The 18,120-nt window shown below is 57.5% G+C and carries 14 protein-coding genes and 6 tRNA genes; 15 read left to right on the top strand and 5 right to left on the bottom strand.

What is annotated here, in order from left to right; genetic code table 11:
• The first annotated feature begins 3 nt into the window (after positions 1-3).
• On the top strand, positions 4-1,647 hold the full coding sequence (locus ETAA8_RS34675; protein WP_202921857.1) for an alpha/beta hydrolase: 1,644 nt from the start codon (positions 4-6) through the stop codon (positions 1,645-1,647).
• Positions 1,648-2,011: 364 nt separating this feature from the next.
• Here the strand turns inward: ETAA8_RS34675 and ETAA8_RS15440 are convergent, their stop codons facing one another.
• Complete coding sequence (locus ETAA8_RS15440) at positions 2,012-2,446, bottom strand: hypothetical protein (protein ID WP_145089888.1); 435 nt, start codon at positions 2,444-2,446, stop codon at positions 2,012-2,014.
• 112 nt (positions 2,447-2,558) lie between these two features.
• Between ETAA8_RS15440 and ETAA8_RS15435 the strand changes: the two genes are divergently transcribed.
• Positions 2,559-3,038, top strand: a complete 480-nt coding sequence (locus tag ETAA8_RS15435; protein ID WP_145089885.1) for a hypothetical protein — start codon at positions 2,559-2,561, stop codon at positions 3,036-3,038.
• A gap of 6 nt (positions 3,039-3,044) precedes the next feature.
• On the opposite strand, the gene ETAA8_RS15430 is transcribed toward ETAA8_RS15435, so the two are convergent.
• Positions 3,045-3,866, bottom strand: a complete 822-nt coding sequence (locus ETAA8_RS15430) for an alpha/beta hydrolase family protein (protein ID WP_145089882.1) — start codon at positions 3,864-3,866, stop codon at positions 3,045-3,047.
• Between the two features lie 386 nt (positions 3,867-4,252).
• Here ETAA8_RS15430 and ETAA8_RS15425 point away from each other — a divergent pair.
• From ETAA8_RS15425 to ETAA8_RS34650, 6 genes are all read left to right on the top strand, one after another.
• Positions 4,253-4,327 (top strand) — tRNA-Gln (locus ETAA8_RS15425).
• Between the two features lie 22 nt (positions 4,328-4,349).
• Positions 4,350-4,434: transfer RNA gene (locus ETAA8_RS34670), tRNA-Ser, on the top strand.
• Positions 4,435-4,484: 50 nt separating this feature from the next.
• Positions 4,485-4,558 (top strand) — tRNA-Leu (locus tag ETAA8_RS34665).
• Positions 4,559-4,645: 87 nt separating this feature from the next.
• Positions 4,646-4,729: transfer RNA gene (locus ETAA8_RS34660), tRNA-Ser, on the top strand.
• 47 nt (positions 4,730-4,776) lie between these two features.
• Positions 4,777-4,850 (top strand) — tRNA-Arg (locus ETAA8_RS34655).
• Positions 4,851-4,881: 31 nt separating this feature from the next.
• A tRNA-Cys gene (locus ETAA8_RS34650) sits at positions 4,882-4,953 on the top strand.
• A 25-nt stretch (positions 4,954-4,978) separates the two neighbouring features.
• Here the strand turns inward: ETAA8_RS34650 and ETAA8_RS15420 are convergent.
• A complete protein-coding gene (locus tag ETAA8_RS15420; protein WP_145089879.1) occupies positions 4,979-6,415 on the bottom strand; it encodes a DUF1254 domain-containing protein in 1,437 nt (478 codons plus the stop codon).
• A gap of 173 nt (positions 6,416-6,588) precedes the next feature.
• On the opposite strand from ETAA8_RS15420, the gene ETAA8_RS15415 reads away from it, so the two are divergent.
• Positions 6,589-7,206, top strand: coding sequence for a tRNA-uridine aminocarboxypropyltransferase (locus ETAA8_RS15415; protein WP_145089877.1), 618 nt, complete (start codon positions 6,589-6,591; stop codon positions 7,204-7,206).
• Here the strand turns inward: ETAA8_RS15415 and ETAA8_RS15410 are convergent.
• Entirely contained in the window at positions 7,191-9,470 is a 2,280-nt protein-coding gene (locus tag ETAA8_RS15410; RefSeq protein WP_145089874.1) for a hypothetical protein, read from the bottom strand. The genes ETAA8_RS15415 and ETAA8_RS15410 overlap by 16 nt on opposite strands.
• Before the next feature lie 249 nt (positions 9,471-9,719).
• Between ETAA8_RS15410 and ETAA8_RS15405 the strand changes: the two genes are divergently transcribed.
• The 6 genes from ETAA8_RS15405 to ETAA8_RS15380 are packed head-to-tail and all read left to right on the top strand — an operon-like array spanning position 9,720 to position 16,917.
• Entirely contained in the window at positions 9,720-11,273 is a 1,554-nt protein-coding gene (locus tag ETAA8_RS15405) for a substrate-binding domain-containing protein (RefSeq protein ID WP_202921856.1), read from the top strand.
• Positions 11,266-12,135 carry an ABC transporter permease gene (locus ETAA8_RS15400; protein WP_145089868.1) on the top strand — a complete coding sequence of 290 codons (870 nt, stop codon included), beginning with the start codon at positions 11,266-11,268 and terminating at the stop codon, positions 12,133-12,135. The genes ETAA8_RS15405 and ETAA8_RS15400 overlap by 8 nt, the downstream gene beginning before the upstream one ends.
• Entirely contained in the window at positions 12,132-12,824 is a 693-nt protein-coding gene (locus tag ETAA8_RS15395; RefSeq protein ID WP_145089865.1) for an ABC transporter ATP-binding protein, read from the top strand. The genes ETAA8_RS15400 and ETAA8_RS15395 overlap by 4 nt, the downstream gene beginning before the upstream one ends.
• A complete protein-coding gene (locus ETAA8_RS15390; RefSeq protein ID WP_145089862.1) occupies positions 12,821-13,102 on the top strand; it encodes a MoaD/ThiS family protein in 282 nt (93 codons plus the stop codon). The genes ETAA8_RS15395 and ETAA8_RS15390 overlap by 4 nt, the downstream gene beginning before the upstream one ends.
• Positions 13,103-13,113: 11 nt before the next feature.
• Positions 13,114-13,872: a HesA/MoeB/ThiF family protein gene (locus ETAA8_RS15385; RefSeq protein ID WP_145089859.1), complete on the top strand. Its 759-nt coding sequence runs from the start codon at positions 13,114-13,116 to the stop codon at positions 13,870-13,872.
• 36 nt (positions 13,873-13,908) lie between these two features.
• Positions 13,909-16,917: an outer membrane protein assembly factor BamB family protein gene (locus tag ETAA8_RS15380; protein WP_145089856.1), complete on the top strand. Its 3,009-nt coding sequence runs from the start codon at positions 13,909-13,911 to the stop codon at positions 16,915-16,917.
• Positions 16,918-16,938: 21 nt separating this feature from the next.
• On the opposite strand, the gene ETAA8_RS15375 is transcribed toward ETAA8_RS15380, so the two are convergent.
• Positions 16,939-18,117: a hypothetical protein gene (locus tag ETAA8_RS15375; RefSeq protein ID WP_145089853.1), complete on the bottom strand. Its 1,179-nt coding sequence runs from the start codon at positions 18,115-18,117 to the stop codon at positions 16,939-16,941.
• Between the last annotated feature and the right edge of the window lie 3 nt (positions 18,118-18,120).

Raw genomic sequence — 18,120 nt, 5'->3', positions numbered from 1 at the left:
AACATGACTCGCTCGATCTCGCTCCTCGCGTTGCTCTTGCTCTGCAGTTGGCAAGCGAACTTTCTCAGCGCTGCGGACGAATTGCCTCCACTGCAGAAGGACATCGAATTCGCCAAGGTCGGCGATGTCAGCCTCAAGCTCGATGCCTTCGTTCCCGCGGGCGAAGGTCCATTTCCCACATGCATTCTGGTGCATGGGGGCGGGTTCATGCGGGGGACCAAGCAGCACTACATTACGCCGCTGTTCGAGCCCCTTTCGAAGGCAGGCTTCACCTGGTTCACCATCGACTATCGCTTGGCTCCTGCTCATCGCTGGCCCGCATGCGCCGACGATGTGACCACCGCCATTCGCTGGGTGCGCGAACATGCGAAAGAGTACAAGGTTGACCCGAATCGCATCGCCCTCATCGGCGAATCGGCCGGCGGACATCTGGTGTCGTGGGTGGGTGCCCGCAACGAGCCAGACAAGTTGGGACTCGCCGCGGTGGTGCCAATCTACGCGCCGCACGACCTGGAATTTCAGGTCAAGCACCGCAACGCGCTCGGCCCCTCCATGACCGCACTCCTCGATTTGACGGAACTCAACGACAACGCGTGGCAGAAGCTGCGCGAAGCATCGGTGACCACCAAGTTGCCCGGTAAATTGCCGCCGTTCTTACTCATTCACGGCACCAAGGACGAGCAGGTGCCGTACGAACAATCGACTCGCTTTCAAACGCAGATGAAGGCCTTGGGCAACCGCTGCGACCTGATCACCATCGAAGGTGGCATTCATGGCATGGGTGGCTGGGACAAGCTCGGCAGCGACTATCGCACGCAACTGGTTAACTGGCTGAACAAACATCTCCCAGCAGCGGCAAGCAAAGCCGATTCCTCGGCGGCTCCATTTCCGGGCAAGCAGAGCGTGTGGAATGGCTTCGCTCGTTACGACTTCGAAGTCGCGGGCAAGAATGTACTCGTCGTCGCGCCCGCTCAACCGGCAACTGGCAAGCCTTGGGTGTGGCATGGCGAATTCTTCGGCCACAAACCAGCGCCGGATATCGCGCTACTCAAACGCGGTTTTCACATTGTCTATCTGAGTGTGCCAAACATGCTGGGCTCACCGGCGGCAGTGGAGCATTGGAATCACTGCTATGCCGAGCTGACCAGCAAATATGGCTTCGCACCGAAGGTATCGCTCGTCGGGCTCAGTCGCGGCGGGCTCTATTGCTACAACTGGGGGGCAGCTAACCCCGAAAAAGTGGCCTGCATCTATGGAGACGCGCCCGTTTGCGACTTCAAGAGTTGGCCGGGGGGCAAAGCTCTTGGGGGCGAGTGGAAGGGGAAAGGGAGCGCCGGCGACTGGAAACTGGTGCTGCAACAGTGGGGCTTCAAGGACAATGCCGCCGCGATTGCCTACGACAAGAATCCGGTCGACAACCTCCCACCTTTGGCCAAGGCCAAAGTCCCGCTACTGCACGTTTATGGTGACGCCGACGATGTCGTGCCGTGGGACGAAAACACCGGCCTGATCGCCGAGCGATATCAGAAGCTGGGGGGCGACATCACACTGATCGCCAAACCGGGGGTTGGGCATCATCCGCACGGACTGGAAGACTCGACGCCCATTGTCGAGTTCATCGCCAAGCATGGTTCCGCAGGCAATTAGTACTCAGGCCCCCGGCAGTCAAACCCCAAACCGCCGAGATATTTCTCCAGACTATATCACCATGTACTTGACAACTCCTCAATATATGACAATAATACTGCCGACCGTTTTGGCAACTTGGTGGAAGAACTGCGCATGCACTGCGGGACGATTTCGTGCTGATGCGAGGAGTCATTTTCCAGCCATTCGTGGAAAGTTACCAAGGGCGACCGGATATGCCGCTGAGTTAATCAACAAATAGGATGTTTTCGGAGTTGGCAAACTGAACGCAAAACGTTGCGGCAGCATGACTTGCCGGTGATGCACGCAAAAGGGGGGTGTTGATAAACCTCCCGGCGCTCTGCCAATTCGCACTGGCAGGCTTTTAGTCCACCGTTGTCGAGTCGTCGGCAGGCGGCGGGATGACGGGACTTGAATCTTCGTTGGCTGCTGTCGTTTCGGTCGCTGTCGCGACTTCTGCCTTGCTCGGCAACGGCTTGGCTTTCGGCAGCTTTTTCAGCTTCTTGTCTTTGGTCACCAACGTCGCCGCGTTGTTGTTTTCCGGAAAGAGCGAGGCAGCCGTTCGCTTCAATTCAGCCAGCTTCGCTTCGGTCGCGGTGATTTCGTCGGCCAGTTTGCGGGCCAGTTCATCGCGCTTGCTCAAGAAGGACTGCACCTCCGCGAGCAACGGGGTCGCGGCCTCGGAGCTAGCGATGACCGCGGTTGAATCAGCAGCGGCCGCTGACGCGGCACCCGCTGACTCGCTCGACGTTGATTCTTCAGTAGTCACGGCATTCTCCCGGTGCTTCTTTTTCGACATCGACGAATCCTCGCTCACGGCCTGCCTGGCAAAGCCCTGATTTTAGCGACTCCTATTTTTCGTAGAATGCCCGCTTGCCGCGAATTGTTTTGTTGAATGCGAGGGAAATGGAGTGTCGGAAATTGTCGCCTATCACGAAGCCGGGCATGTTTTTGTCGCCTACTACGTGGGAGCGCGCGTTCGCTCGGTGACCATTGAACCCGACCGCGACGAAGGACCCGAGCGGTATGGCGATACCCAGGTGCTGTGGCAGCGAAGTCGTTACTCGCCGCGCGAACTGGCCGAGAAAGAAATTCAGGTCGCGCTTGGCGGACCTGTCGCCGAGATGATTCACAGTGGCGATCCGTTTCATCCCGCTTTTGTGGCCGAATGGTCGGCCGATTGGCAAGCAGCCTGGCGGTCAGCGGCGGTTTTGATTGCCGATGAAGCAAAGCGAATGAAGTATCTGGAGCAGGTTTCGATTCAACTCCACCGCCTCCTTAGCCGCGACGATCATTGGGCGGCGCTCGCCGCTGTGGTCGACAATCTGCTGGCCCACGAACGACTCGACGAAGAGGAACTTTCCGAGATCATTCAGGCCTGGATGCGGTAGGTCATCCTATTTGGTCGCAGCCCCTGCTTTCGCTTGAGCAATTGCGAAATCAACCAGTTCCTGGCACTTGAAGAAGCCTTCCCAATAGTTGTGACCCTGTCCCGGAGCAATGACAAGGGTCACCTTGTCTTCCGCGCCCGCCGCTTTGTACCTGGCGTCAAACTCGGCCGAGTTCTCTTTCAGCGGCACAACTTTATCTTGATCGCCATGAATCAGAAACGCGGGAACTTTCGCGTGCGCCAGTTTGCCCACGCGCTCAATCGGATTCAGCTGTTTGGCTTGTGCCTCCAACTCGGCAGCTGTCAAACCATACGCACCGGCCGCTTTTGCTAAGCCGGGATACGTTCGGAAGTCGAACACCGGATAAATGCCCGCCAGCCCGGAGACCTTGTCCGGATTATCGGTGGCCCAACTGGTGACAAGCAATCCGCCTCGGCTGCGGCCGAGCACACAAGCCTTAGGGGCATAGCCCCGGTTCTTCGTCAGTTCATCGTACAAGTCTGTGAATTGCTCGCTCCCCTTGGGACTGCCGTAGGCCTCGCCGACATCGATCCCCGCGACCGCCACACCTGCGCCGGTGAACTGCTCGTGCATCCACTTTTCGGCAGCATCGGGGTAGGGAGGCAACGTCGGCGCATACATGATCCACGGCTGTGGCTTCGCTCGCTTCTCTTCCGGAGGCAACAGAATAAACGCCGGCCGTCCCGCGACAAGAAACGATTCACCGGGCAGGATCAGTTTTTTCACCGGCGCCGGATCAGCGGCCAACGCGAGGCCAGCGAACGACGCAAAAACTAAAGTGGTCAAAGCAAACAACGATTTCGGCATGCGAGGAAACTCCGGGAGGGATTTGAGTCGTTCCGATTTTAGCCACTTTCTCGTAAGCAGCGGGGAATATTTGCCCGTTCACATGCATCTAACTGAAGACGCGAAAAATATCTCGCGAACCAATTGGCAGGCAGGCCGTCTTTCTCTGTATGTGAAGCAGATCCCTGTCTACGAAGGTTGATCGTCATGTTCGTTACCATGCTCACCGTCACTCTCCAGCGACTCAGTTCACGCGCGGCCGCCAGCCGTTCCGCCTGTTCGTGCAGTCAGCTTCTTTGCCGCTTGTAAGAACTTTGCATGGGCAGCTGCAACCTTGCGGCGGGTGCCTATTTCCGAACGTTTTGGGCAACGTGAATAGAGTTGCGTTTGCCGAACGGCCCATTCATTCCGGGGTAGTTGCTGTTGGTAGTGACGCCTGGCTCTGAACCAGGAGCTCGTTGGTTCGATTCCAACTCCCGGAACTTGCCTTGATTATTCGCCTACGGAAGTCATCCGGCCGGATGAGGAGCCTGTCTTGAAAACAGGTGGCGGCTTGGTCCGCTTGTGAGTTCGAGTCTCACGGCTTCCGCTTGGGAATTGGTTAGGAGTTCAGAGATCGCCCCATCATTGAAACAAACTGGCCGGGTACGCAAACAGGTTCAGCGGCGAGGTCGAGAGCCTCGTGCCTGTGGGTTCGACTCCCACCTCGGTCACTTGATGAATGGGCTTCCATGCCGTTGGCGGCGACTGATCCTTGCAAGATCGGTGTGATGGGTTCGACTCCCATGAGGTCCACTGAAGGAAGGTAGCCAGATACGGTTCGCTGGGCCGGTTTGCTAAACCGCGCGACGTCAGTTTTGTGGGTTCAAATCCCATGCCTTCCGCTGGGGAGAACGAAGTAGATCATCGAATGCTAGAAACAAATTGATTTGTCCTCGAAGTGTACCGGATCAGCACGCGACCCTGCGAAGGTCGAAGACTTGGGTTCAATTCCCAGCGAGGGCACTTGCTTCGTGGCAAACGAATGCACAAACATGGCGCGGGGGCTGGACGGCCAGGCGGTTGCCTGCAGAGCAACATCAAGTGGGTTCGACTCCCACCTGCGCCTTTCAATTACTACGTGCGTTGCTGTCCTACTTCACTTGCGTAACGACGGGTGGCCGCCAGGTTCCTTTACCCGAAGGCAAAATGGATGGTGAACCAGTCTTTGGCCAATACATGCGCATCATCAGGATGAAGTCACCCTTCGGCGCGGGGAGCCAGTTGGCTTCCTTCTCCTTACCGGGCGATTCGTGCTGGAAGTAGAGCGTCAAAGATCCGTCTGCATTGAACTTCGGATTGTCGCGCATGCTGACGGTGAACTTGTTCAGGTCGTTCGGCACGAACCACCAGCCACCGTCGTCGAAATACATCGTGATCGACCAGAATCCGTTCACCGGGGGCGTCTGGCCTTTGGCGAATGTGAGGGCATACTTATTGGCGCCGGAAAGCGTATTGGCTTCGCTGTCGACGGTCGTATATGGATAGACGGCATCTTCTGGGAGATTCGCTGGCCAACCAAAAGCAGCAATCAAGGCCCGTTGCAAATAGTCGGTGCCGTAAGCGCCCGCAGCAGAGGGGATGAGCCAGCCATTTTGCTTGTAGCCCGATAAGGCCTTTTGGGCAAAGATCTTTTCCGAAGCAACCTTGGGGACATCCTTGAGCGCAGCCTGGGCAGCTGAATCCAATTTAGAGATATCAAATGCTTTGCCTGGGACGAGGCCAATTTTGGCCATTTTGGCAACGATGGGAGCGTCTTCAGCAGCAGGCGGCGCAGACGAACCCATCAGCCGGGCCAGCATGTTGAAGTAAGCGGCCGTATCCATGGCATCAATCACGGCTTGGGGCTTATCGGTCATGCTGAAGCCCGGATTTGGGTCGACCGGAGGAGCCTTGTACGTGAAAGGCTTGCCGTAGGCACTGAGAGGGACAATCTTGTATTGCGCTTGCAACGCATTGACGGCCTTATAGTCCGCTTCAGTTCCGTCGGCGTAAGTACGGCCGAGAATGAGCATGTAGCGAGTAGGCGATTTGACCTGCTGCATGCCCGCCGGAACGTCGCCGCTCCAACCCGGGCCAGTGACAAGATAGTTGGTTGCCTTGCCTGTACCGTCTCGCTTGCCGGGACTCTCGATCACTGGCATCCAGAGGCTGTACATCGGAAACAGAAAATAACGATCTCCCATATCTGCGTGCGAGAAGACCATCGGTTCCGCGCCGACATCGAGCCACGCGACTGAGTACAGCGTATCTGCATTGGGGGCAGATACACCACGGTAATCACCCGGCGGATACCGCTTCACATTGATGAACTGATTCATCGGACCGCGCAGCCCGCCTTCGACCTTGTCGACATTGGTCATCTGCACGCGCGTCACTTCCGTGGTAATCAGCGAGTAACCATAGATGTAGGCATCGACAGCGATCTGCCTGGCCTCATCTGCCGAGACCTGAGCCTGCGCCGCGGCGCTAAATATCGACACGCCGACAACGAGAGACAACAGCAAGTTAGTCATTGACAATGGGGACATGGGCAGACGTCCTTCACTAGGAATGATTCATAGAATCGATCATGGATTGGCAACAATTTTAGCGGAGTTCGGCTACGATCGGTGTAGCAGGGAAAGCAGAAATGGTAGACTTGGCTTACCAAGATCACGAACCGTTGATGCTTCGTCACTAACGCTCGCACCAGTCAAATTGAATGTCGCCAGGTCCAACACTCCACCTTCAACTGCGCGACCGCTGCTACGGTTGCTTCCGGCCAGTTTACGATTGCTTCTGCGCCGCCATTCCCACGATTGACAACACGACCGAAGTCCTGATTCTGCAGCATCGACAGGAGCGATTTCATCCGTTCAACACCGCCCGCATTGTGCGGCAGGCACTACGTAACTCGGCCCTGCTGATCGATCGCCCCCGGCAACTGGCGAACCGTCTAAAGCTCAAGCCGGGTGCTGTTCTGTTGTATCCCGGCCCAGACGCCCAGTTGTTGACAAGTGATTTCGCCGAGCGTCCCGAACAGCTAGTGATCCTCGACGGAACCTGGCATCACGCAAAAACACTGATGCGAGACATACCCGCACTTCAAAGCTTGCCGCGGTACCAACTCGCGCCCAGCGCCCCTAGCCGCTATCGCATTCGTCTCGAACCGAGTAACGAGTATCTCTCGACGGTTGAAGCGACCGTGGCCGCGTTACGGGTCCTGGAGCCGCAAACGTCGGGCTTGGAGCAACTCCTGCAAGCGTTCGATCGGATGGTAGAGCAGCAACTGTTTCGGGCTGGCCGGTGCTATGTGCCGAAGGGTCAGTTCTCCGGCTGAATTCGATAGCGAACCGAAGCATTCGCCAGCACCGTCGGCTGGTCGTTGTTCTCGATCAGATCAATCAGGACGTTGCGGCACGCGGCGCGGCTTAAGTAGGTGTCGTTCCAGTCCTGCGGCGATAACTTCAATCTGCGGGCGCGATCAAACTCTACGACCACCGCACCGGTAAAGCGCGAGAGTCGGACTGCCGTAACTTTGTTACTCCAACTGGCACTAGCTGGTTCCCATTTCCCCTCTTGGCGAAATTCGATCGTCGTCGGCTGCACACTGGCTTGCGATTGCGCATCGCGCAAAAAGACCGGCAGCGTTTCTACCATCTCGACAAACGTATCTTGCTGGCTGGTTTTAATCGTTGTTTCGACGGTCAGGGCATCCGGCTCGATCGTGAACGTGCGGGCGTAATCGACACGTCCATCGAGTGCCTTGGGCTGGCCATCGAGACCGCGAGGGATCTGCCCTGAAACTCGGACCACGCCGCGATCGGGCTGCACGTTGCTGGTGACATCGGGCTTAAGAATGCGAGCCGATGTGAAGATCTTGCCATTGGCACGCACTCCGGAAACCGCATGAATTGGCCATTGTCGCCACTCTTCGAGGTTGTCGAATGATTTCTCGCGAGTCAGTCCGCCGCGACGACCAAGCAACACCGAGCCCGTAGCTGGCGTCCAGAACGCAGAGAGTTGACCGCCACCAAAACCATAGAACCCGGGAAACATTGTTCGCCCCGCGGCAAGTTGCGGCTCGGCTACTGCCCCCGAGTGAACGATGGCCGCATAGGGCTTGAGCCTGGCGACGGTGAATGCCTGACCGAAATCGCGGACAAAAGTCTCATCGCGGAGGAATGGTGACTTCAGTAGCGGTGAGTTTTTCTGTTCTAGTTCCGCGCGGTGGGCATAGGCACCAACGGGATAGTGATCGAAGCCGTAGTTCACCATCGCGGGAAAGTTGTACGACTGAAACATGCGAAATTGCCACGGATGCGAAGTGATCTCATCGTTGCGAAGCATCCCCGCTCCCATCGGCTTGTAAGCATTCTCATTGATCTGAGCCTGAAAGACCGACGCTCTTCGCTGTGCCGCGCCTGCCATTTCGGCGGGGGCGGGCAACTTGGTGAGATGCACCGCCTCATCGGTGACTAGCGCTGCGGCCGCATTGCGATACGATCCCCATTCCCATTGATCGCGCGAGGCATCTGCACTGTAACGCGTTTGAAAATGGCTGGGGCCAACCTGCGTCTTGCCATCTGGCTCGGGCAAAATGACATGCGCGCGCAAACGGTGGCTCCGCTCGACAAAATCAATCGCAAATGGCCACTTGGACGCGAGCGCCAGCCAGGTAGCAAAAAAGTTAGTCTGTCCCGCATAGCCCAGGTCAATTCCACCGCGGTCCACAAAGTAACCTGCCGGATGAACGAACTGGGGATCGGTGAAGAATCGTCGGGCGTAGGCCTCAGTGGCTTTGCTGAACGCCGGATCTTTCAGGGTCTCGCTGACATACCACAAGGCCAGTGGTGAGCAGACTTCAAGATTTGGCTCTTCTCCCAGCGGCCCCCAATCGAGCACTCGCTGGGCCAGCTTTCGGAGTCCGACGCGATAGGCCTCTTGAACCGGTTCTGGCAGCACATCGCGGACTGCTGGAAACGAATAAGCGAGCATGATTAGCGTTGGAGAAATCCAATCGGGCCGCGAGGCACCGTTAACCTCCGGAGCATGTTCGATTTGATCGTCCAGCATGGTCATTTGAATCGACAAGAAGACAAACGCCCGCAGCTTCATCGCGCGCGATTGATAGTAGGGATTGCCGGCATAATTCCAGCGAACTAGAAATGCCACCGGCTCGGGAAACAGTGGCGGCCGCATTACCCCCGCCGGAGTTTCGATCTCTGAGAGTGTAAAAAGCCGAGCCGGAGCATTCACCGCAGGGGCTCCGCGCTTGGTGCCGATCAACGGTTGACCCATTAGGCTGAGTAAATGGTGCCGATACTGCTGCTCGATGTCGCCGTCGAATGGAGGGGTGCCGAATTTCTCGGTTACGCCGTGCTCGAAGTCCTTCGCCACTAGCGTGCTCAGATAGTCGCGCAGGGCTTTCTGATAGGGATGACTCACCGGCAAAGTAGTGCGCTGGTAGACCTGCAGCGGCGCTGCTGGCGGCATGACAACTGCGGGCACGGGCGCAGCCGGTGGAGTATCGGCCGCCAACAACGACGACGTGAGCCCCAACAAAAACAACCAGCTCCAGCCCTGGCAGGGATGCTTAAGCATATTGTGATCCGTGAGTGAGAGTCAGCTCCACAGTGCCCAGCAGGTCCGAAATTACCTTGCCGAGCAAACTGGTTGCCATCTTAGCAATGCGCGACGCATCTTGCGGAACGAATTCTCGTTTGTTTTTCGGGTAGCCGAGCCGATCACTTTGTCGGGTGGATGCGGGATGACTTCGCTCGCGTTGTCAGCCATACTAGTCGTTGCAATTTACTCTCCCGTCCCCAGACCCGCTGCCCATCAATTCCCACCATGATTGCCCAGAACAAGTTCGGTTCGCGGCGTGGCTCTATCAACTGGACGCTCGCCATCATCTTGGCGTCGGCTGTTGTACTCGTCCTGCTCGTGTTCAATCTGCTGCCGCCAAAACAGCCCGCTGGCAAACCTGCGGAGGGCCAGAGTGGGCAACCTCTGGTCGTCTACTGTGCCGCAAGTAACAAGAGTGTGCTCGAAGCCATTCGCCACGACTATGAACGCGATTACAAAGTCCCGCTTGAAATCCAGTACGGCCCTTCGCAAACTTTGCTCGCATCGCTTGCCGTGACCGGTACCGGCGACCTGTACCTGCCTGCTGACGACAGCTTTCTGGTTACCGCGCAGGAGCGAAAGTTGATCGCTGCTGAGTACCCACTGGGCAAAATGCAAGCGGTGGTGGCCGTTGCGAAAGGAAACCCGCTCAAGATTAGTAAGTGGGAAGACTTGCTTAAACCCGAGGTTCGAATCGCTCAGGCCAGCATCGAAGCTTCGGCGATTGGCAAGATGGTGCACAAGTCGCTTAGCAGTCGCGGCCTGTGGGACGCATTGCACGACCGAACCACGGTCTACAAAACCACAGTGAACGAAGTGGCCAACGACGTGAAGACCGGCGCAGTCGATGCGGGCATCGTCTTTGATGCTGTCTTGCACGATTACGATTCGCTCACTGCCGTCACGCTCCCCGAACTCGCTCCAGTTCAAGCGAATGTCGCAATCGGAGTGCTCAACGCCAGCTCGAACGCGAAGCAGGCCCGGCATTTCGCTCGTTACGCGGCGGCCAGCGACAAAGGACTGCTGCATTATCAGAAGTTTGGCTTTCAACCGGCGGCGGGAGATGCGTGGGCTGAAGTACCCGAGGTGACGCTTTATTCGGGCTCAATGCTTCGCCCCGCAATCGAGCAAACAATTGCCGAGTTCGAAGAGCGTGAGGGGGCCCGTGTGACCCGAGTCTACAACGGCTGCGGGATTCTCGTCGCTCAGATGAAGGCAGGGCAGGTACCCGATGCCTACTTTGCCTGCGATGTCGAGTTCATGAACCAGGTGAAGAGCATATTCCCCGAGCCACAAGACATATCGCAAAACGAACTCGTCATTCTCGTAAAAAAGGGCAACCCCGCGGGAATCAGTTCGCTGAAGGATCTCTCGAAAGACGGGCTGCGAGTTGGCATCGGTCACGAAAAGCAATGTGCCATGGGTTGGCTCACGCAGCGCACGTTTGATGAAGGGGGGGTGCGCGAGCAGGTGATGAAGAATGTCGTCGTGCAAACGCCGACTGGCGATATGCTCGTCAACCAGATGCGTAGCGGCTCGCTGGATGCAGCGGTCGCTTACCTAAGCAACGCCGCTGGCTCAGTGGATCAGCTCGATGCAATTCGCATCAAGGGAATTCCCTGCTCAATTGCTCGCCAACCGTTTGGCATCGCCAAAGATACACCCCACAAGCAACTCGCCGAGCGTTTGCTGCAAGCCATTCGGGCCAAAGCCTCGCAAGATCGCTTTGCCCAAGAGGGTTTTCTGTGGCTCGCGGCAGAGGCTCCCGCGCATGAGTGAGTTGCCAGCTGCGGCTGCTGTATCATCGCCCCCCGACGCGCGTCAACAGGCACATCGGGCCGGCTCCGATTGGCCGTTCTTCGCTGTGATTGGCGGACTCGGCGGCAGTTACGTGCTGCTCATTGTTGCTCTACTCGTGGCCGACCTGGCTTACACTTCGCCCAAGCACTTTGCGGCAGCACTTGCCAAACCAGAAATTCAACACGCCGTGCGACTGACACTCATCAGTTGTTCCATCTCTGCACTACTGTCGGTTTGGGTTGCCACGCCGCTGGGCTATATCCTCTCGCGTTTCACTTTTCGCGGTCGCTGGTTGATCGATACGATCATCGATATTCCGGTCGTGCTGCCGCCGCTGGTGATTGGACTTAGTTTGTTGATTCTGTTCCATCTCCCGTTTGGTGGCAGCAATCTGGAACGCGAAGCGCAGCGCTGGCTAGGATTCCGCATTACCTACGCCGAACCGGCCGTTGTGTTGGCTCAGTTTGCAGTCGCCTGCGCCTTCGCCGTGCAAACGATGCGCGTGACCTTCGATCAGATCGATACCCGCGCCGAGCAAGTGGCCTTGACCCTGGGCTGTCGCCGCAGCCAGGCTTTCTTTTTGGTGACATTGCCCCAAGCGTGGCGCGGGGTGATTGCGGCGTTGACAATTGCTTGGGCCCGCTCGTTAGGCGAATTCGGACCGATATTGGTTTTTGCCGGGGCGACGCGTATGCGAACTGAAGTCCTCTCCACTACCGTTTTTCTCGAACTAAGCGTCGGCCAATTGGAAGCCGCGGTCGCGGTGTCACTGTTGATGGTCATGGCTGCGATGATCGTGCTCGGCATCGTCCGCCTGCTCGGCACAAAGGTGGTTCGATGATCGAACTCGCGAATCTTGCGTTGCGGGCCGGAACATTCACACTCCAAAACGTGAATCTAGTTGTTCCCCAGGGGTGTTACGGTGTATTGATGGGCGGCACAGGCAGAGGGAAAACGTCGCTGTTGGAAGTTATCTGCGGCTTAAAGCCAGTCGCTGCGGGCCGAGTGTTGCTGGATGATCACGACGTTACTCACTGGAAGCCCGCCGATCGCGGCGTGGGCTATGTCCCGCAAGATCTAGCCTTATTTCCTACCATCTCGGTCCGCGGCCACTTAGAGTTTGCTTTGCAACTGAGACGCTGGTCGCGCGCTGCGATTCGCGAGCGGGTCACTAAGCTCGCCGGCTTACTTGGCATCGAACCGCTGCTCGACCGCAGCGTGCAGCATTTAAGCGGTGGCGAAGCTCAGCGTGTAGCCATTGGCCGCGCAATCTCATTCGAGCCGAGGGTGCTGCTGATGGATGAACCGTTCAATGCGCTTGACGAAAAGACTCGCGACCGGCTCTGCGCGCTGCTGCGGTCCATTCATACAGAGATTGGCCTCACAACATTGCACGTCACCCACAGCCGGGCGGAAGCGCGGCAAGTAGCTGATAAACTGTTTGTGCTCGATAGTGGCCACCTGCAAGAACGACCACTAGCGGATTTGGACAATTTGACTCCTGAACCGGTTGGAACTTTGAACCGATGAAACTGCGAGTGAAATACACCGCGCAACTTCGCAGCGCCATTAAGCGGGCTGAAGAAGTCATCGACCTGCCCGATGGCAGCCCACTATCCGCGTTGCTCATTCATCTGGCCAACCGGCACGATTCCGGTCGGCCTCATTTACTCAGCGATGCAGGCCAGGCACACGCCAGCTTGCTGGTAGTGGTGAATGAGTCGGCGGTCTCCGCGCGGGATGCTTCCTCCGTGCAACTGTGTGACGGCGACGTTGTGCTACTCCTACCACCGATTGCCGGCGGATAAGCACTCGCACCATGTCAAACTTGCCCGAACTATCTCCCGACGAGCGAAAACGCTACGAGTGGCAACTCTGGGTGCCCGATTTTGGCGAAGAGGGGCAACGCCGTTTGAAAGACGCCACCGTGCTCGTATCACGGATTGGCGGCGTCGGTGGCACAGCCGCCTTGCAATTAGCAGCTGCTGGAGTCGGTCGTTTAGTCCTGGCTCACGGCGGCGAACTGCGTCTCAACGATCTGAATCGCCAGCTGTTGATGACGACGGACTGGCTAGGCAAGCCGCGTGTAGAGTCGGCGAGCCGGCGTCTGCGAGAACTGAATCCCCATGTCGAAATCGAAACCGTCGCAGCGAACATCAGCGAAGAGAACGCGGCGGAGCTGATTGGTCGTTGTGATGTAGTCGTAAGTGCCGCCCCGCTCTTCAACGAGCGGCTCTTGATGAATCGCGAAGCGGTTCGTCAGCATAAACCATTAGTGGACTGCGCTATGTACGAACTCGAAGGACGCCTGACGACCATCATTCCTGGGCGTACTCCCTGCATGACTTGCATTTATCCCGAACCACCAGTCAACTGGAAACGCGAGTTCCCCGTGTTTAGCGCCGTTTCGTCCGCAGTGGGGTCGATGGCAGCCATGGAAGCCATCAAACTCATCGCCAAACTGGGCGAGCCGCTGGCCGGGCGACTCCTGACTTTCGACTTGCGCGATATGAGCTTTCAGACGATCCCAATCATGCGACGTCCTTCCTGCCCCACATGCGGCGGTTTGTTCGCTTGATGCCTTTCCCCAACCGAGCGGTGCGAGGAAGAACTAATGACCAAATCTGCCTGGCTGCTTCTATTGTTGACCTGTACGGCACCGATCCAGGGCGCTGATTGGACAACGTACCGTGGCGATGCCGAGCGCAGCGGTTACACCGCCGAGTCACTGCCAGCCAAGCTCTCGCTCGCGTGGACTTATCAACCGAAACATTCACCGACACCTGCCTGGCCGCGCGATGATCGAATGTTGTTCGATCGTGCCAGCGACGTGGTGGTCTCCGGTGGTGTTGCCCTCTTCGGGAGTTCGACCGACTGCCAGGTGATTGCGCTGGATGCCAAAACTGGCCAACGGCGCTGGACATTCTTCACCGATGCGCCAGTCCGCTTTGCTCCCGCCATTTGGCGCGACCGGGCGTTTGTAGTGAGCGACGACGGCCACCTGTATTGCCTATCGATCGTCGACGGCACTCTGCTGCAGAAATGGCGTGGTGGACCGTCCGACGATTTGATTCTCGGCAATGGGCGGATGGTCTCGCGCTGGCCGGCCCGCGGGGGCCCGGTAGTTCGCGACAACATCGTTTATTACGCGGCGGGCATCTGGCAGTCCGAAGGAATTTTCTTGTATGCCATCGATGCCGAGACAGGCAAAGTGTTGTGGCACAATGATGAGGCGGGCAAGATCTATATGCCTCAGCCCCACGGAGGTGCGATGGCTAACAGCGGCGTGTCGGCCCAAGGCTATCTGGTCGCCACGAACGACGAGTTGATCGTTCCCACAGGTCGCGCGGTACCCGCCGGATTTGCCCGCCGCAGTGGCAGCTTTCTTTATTATCACTTGCAAGCGAACGGGCACATCGGTGGCACGCAGACTGTTGTGGCCGGCTCGAGGTTCTACAACGGAGGTACAGCGTTTCAGAATGCCACCGGTGCGCTCGTAGCCAAGCTGGGCCTGGGAATGGTCGCAGCCACGCCAGCTGGAACGGTCTTTGGCACCAAGAAAGATGTGCGACTTGTCAAACTCGTCGAAAAAACTGCGCCCGATCGCAAAGGCGTTCCGACCAAGTCGCTCGATCATGAAGTTCAATGGTCGGTAGCTGATGTCGACGGCAGCGCGTCGCTGATTGTTGCCGGCAATGTGATCGTCGCAGGTGGTGGCACTTCTGTTACGGCCATTGATGCGAAGTCGCAGGCCATACTTTGGTCGGCCGAAGTCGATGGAGTTCCCTACGGTCTGGCCGCCGCGAATGGTTGCCTTTACGTGAGTACCGATCGAGGAACCGTTTATTGCTTTGCGGACACCGTAACATCTCCTCCCGCCAAGATCGCGCCCGCCAAGAGCAAGCCAATTGCCGCTCAATTGGCCGGCGATGCTGCGGACGAGATCATCAAACGGACGGGCGTGAAAGATGGCTTCTGCCTCGATTTGGATTGCGGCAACGCAGATCTTGCAATCGCGCTGGCGCAGCGCACACAGTTGCAAATCTATGCTCTCACTTCCGCTGAGTCAGAAGTAAATGCTCTGCGAACAAAGCTGGCGGCGCATGGCCTTTACGGCTCGCGAATTACGGTTCATCTAGGCAATGCCGAGACGGCTCGCTATGGCAAGTACTTTGCCGACTTAGTCGTCTCTTCTGCATCGCTGAACTCCGGTTCATTAGGAACTTCGCTGGAGAAACTTCCCCGAGAAGTTCGACCTGCGGGTGGAATGTTGTGTACTGGCAAACTTGGCGCGATGGAAGTTGCGACGCGTCCCGCGCTGGCCAAAGCCGGCAGTTGGACGCATCAATACTCCGATCTGGGTAACAGCAGTTGTTCGACCGATGAAATCGTCAAAGGTGATTTGAAGGCACTCTGGTTCCGCGATGTCGACTTGGAGATGCCTCAGCGACATGGCCGCGGCCACGCGCCGCTATTTCAAGATGGCCGCATGTTCGTGGAAGGAATGGGAGCGCTCCGCGCGGTCGATGCCTATAACGGTCGCAACTTGTGGGAATTCCCGCTGCCGAACATTCAAGCTGCCTACAACGCGGACCATCTTTCAGGAACTTCGGTCACCGGCAGCAATTTCTGCGTTGCCGCGGGCAGCGTGTTCGTTCACGACAAATTGCAGTGCTATCGGCTCGACGCTGTGACCGGGAAGAAGCTCGGCGAGTTCAAACCGCCGGCTCAACGCGATGGCAAACCTGGTTCGTGGGGGTACATTGCCTGCGATGGCAAACTTCTGTTCGGCTCACTGGCTAACCCCAAGCACGTCGCACGCTTCGCTTGGAAAGCTGCGGACGTCAGCGAGTTATGGGGCGAGTCGGCGACTTTCTTTGCCCTGGATGCCAAAACCGGCGAGCTCCGCTGGCGCTATGACGCAGAAGAGTCGATCCGGCACAACGCCATCGCCATCGGCAATGGTCGCGTGTTTCTGATTGATCGGGCAATCGCCAACGAAGACCGCTGGAACCCCGCCGACAAGTCGGCCAAGCTACCCGCTGTAACAGCGTTGAAGCAGCCGCTAGGACGTCTGGTTGCGCTCGATTCCAGCACCGGCGAAATCGTCTGGAAAGGCGAACGCGATGCCTTTGGAACGATGCTTGCTCTTAGTCCACAACACGACGCGCTAGTGATGGGCTATCAATCGACGCGTTTCAAACTTCCCTCGGAAATCGGCGGCAAGCTGGCAGTAATTCGCGCGAGCACTGGCCAGGAAATGTGGAAGAAGGATGCGAAATACGTGACTCGACCTTTGATTAACGACCGCATCATTTACACACAGGGCGAAGCGTGGGACTTGCTGACCGGCAAGGAACAAGGCTTTGCTCTGAACCGATCGTATGGGTGCGGGCAACTCGCCGGTTCCAAACACATGCTCCTCTTCCGCTCGGCGACCCTCGGTTACTTGGACCTGTCACGTGGCTCAGGTGTCGAAAACTACGGCGGCATTCGGCCGGGTTGCTGGATCAACGCTTTGCCCGTCGGCGGGCTGGTATTAGTGCCCGATGCATCGGCCGGTTGCCAATGCAGCTACCAGAATCGCTCGTGGATGGCGCTTTCAGGAACACACGAAGAGTGATGGCTAAGTTCAGAGTTGACGCTAGCCAGCCGCAGGCTTTTTCCGATTGAAATTCACCAGCACAATCCACGTGACCAGCGCTCCAAAGATGGCAATGATCGTATAGATGGCGCTGTTACCGCGAGGGGTGGTCGCTGGCTCGATGTGATGATCGCTGGCAATTGCCGCGACTTCTGACTGGCCAATGTCAACAGCCGCTTTGTTGCCTGTCGGAATCGGCACGAACTCTGGCGGCCCGTCTGCAATTTGACGAGTGGAAACAATCGGCAGTGGCGTGCCATCCTTGGATAGCAACTGATCCCAGTCGGCGGTCAACAGCAGGTCGAAGCCCGGATTCAGATCCTTCACCTCGCAAGAGCAGGCACCCACGAGGAACGTGGCGGAACCCTTGATGTTATCAGCGGTGATGCCGGCCCCAATGAGAGGCAAGAGTGCGCGGCCGCGGCCAAAGACCGGGAAGATCATGGGGTCGGATCGCTCGAGCAAGTCTGACTCACTGCGGAGCAGCATCTGCACTAGTGGCGATTCTGACTCGCTACGCGGCACGCGGAGCATCGAAAATGACAACTTCAGCGGAGTCTTGGCCACCAGGTTGTCATCGGGCAGATCCGTGAGTTCGGGCAACTGCAGCTCTTTGCCAAGCTTTGCCAACTGCTGCTGCAGGAGCGTCGCAGCTTGCTCATCTTTCTCAGCATTGCCACTTTCGAGTAGCAACCAGACGGCAGTTTCGCCGTCTACGAGTCGATTGAGCAGGTCTTTACGCAGTGGCGAATCCAGCAACCGCGTGACAGCGGTGGAATCGAGCGGCTGCGACCAAACCGGCACATCAATCTTCAAGGCCGCCGGATATTGCATGACAATCTGAGGAAACTTTGCTGCAGGCAGCGATTTAAGCAAATCGCGATCGGCAGGCTCATCCAATTCGGCAACATCCAATGTTCGCACCGTCACATTGGCCAGCGATTTCTCCTGCTGCTCTTCCAGTTTGACGATGAGCGCTTTGTCAGCCGGCGAAAGTGCCCCCTCATGAAAAACGGTCACACGATACGCATCGGCCCGCCACCGCTCCAGCGCGAAGCGAAACACAGGCACGTTACAAGCCTGAGCAAGGGCGACCATCGTTAGCAGACCAAACGCTGCCAGCGCGGCCACTTTCAAGTACTGCGAACACCGCAGCCAATTGCGGAAATATGTTGTCATTGG

Source organism: Anatilimnocola aggregata (assembly GCF_007747655.1).
GTDB classification, from domain to species: domain Bacteria; phylum Planctomycetota; class Planctomycetia; order Pirellulales; family Pirellulaceae; genus Anatilimnocola; species Anatilimnocola aggregata.
The sequence above is the reverse complement of the archived record's forward strand: the minus strand, read 5'-3'. Positions and strand labels throughout refer to the sequence as shown.

Bases quoted from the DNA above. Each gene is read 5' to 3' on its own strand.
- ETAA8_RS15385 (WP_145089859.1), top strand. From the start codon at position 13,114: ATGTCAAACTTGCCCGAACTATCTCCCGACGAGCGAAAACGCTACGAG.
- ETAA8_RS15375 (WP_145089853.1), bottom strand. From the start codon at position 18,117: ATGACAACATATTTCCGCAATTGGCTGCGGTGTTCGCAGTACTTGAAA.
- ETAA8_RS15430 (WP_145089882.1), bottom strand. From the start codon at position 3,866: ATGCCGAAATCGTTGTTTGCTTTGACCACTTTAGTTTTTGCGTCGTTC.
- ETAA8_RS15440 (WP_145089888.1), bottom strand. From the start codon at position 2,446: ATGTCGAAAAAGAAGCACCGGGAGAATGCCGTGACTACTGAAGAATCA.
- ETAA8_RS34675 (WP_202921857.1), top strand. From the start codon at position 4: ATGACTCGCTCGATCTCGCTCCTCGCGTTGCTCTTGCTCTGCAGTTGG.
- ETAA8_RS15390 (WP_145089862.1), top strand. From the start codon at position 12,821: ATGAAACTGCGAGTGAAATACACCGCGCAACTTCGCAGCGCCATTAAG.
- ETAA8_RS15405 (WP_202921856.1), top strand. From the start codon at position 9,720: ATGATTGCCCAGAACAAGTTCGGTTCGCGGCGTGGCTCTATCAACTGG.
- ETAA8_RS15380 (WP_145089856.1), top strand. From the start codon at position 13,909: ATGACCAAATCTGCCTGGCTGCTTCTATTGTTGACCTGTACGGCACCG.
- ETAA8_RS15410 (WP_145089874.1), bottom strand. From the start codon at position 9,470: ATGCTTAAGCATCCCTGCCAGGGCTGGAGCTGGTTGTTTTTGTTGGGG.
- ETAA8_RS15415 (WP_145089877.1), top strand. From the start codon at position 6,589: ATGTCGCCAGGTCCAACACTCCACCTTCAACTGCGCGACCGCTGCTAC.
- ETAA8_RS15400 (WP_145089868.1), top strand. From the start codon at position 11,266: ATGAGTGAGTTGCCAGCTGCGGCTGCTGTATCATCGCCCCCCGACGCG.
- ETAA8_RS15420 (WP_145089879.1), bottom strand. From the start codon at position 6,415: ATGTCCCCATTGTCAATGACTAACTTGCTGTTGTCTCTCGTTGTCGGC.
- ETAA8_RS15395 (WP_145089865.1), top strand. From the start codon at position 12,132: ATGATCGAACTCGCGAATCTTGCGTTGCGGGCCGGAACATTCACACTC.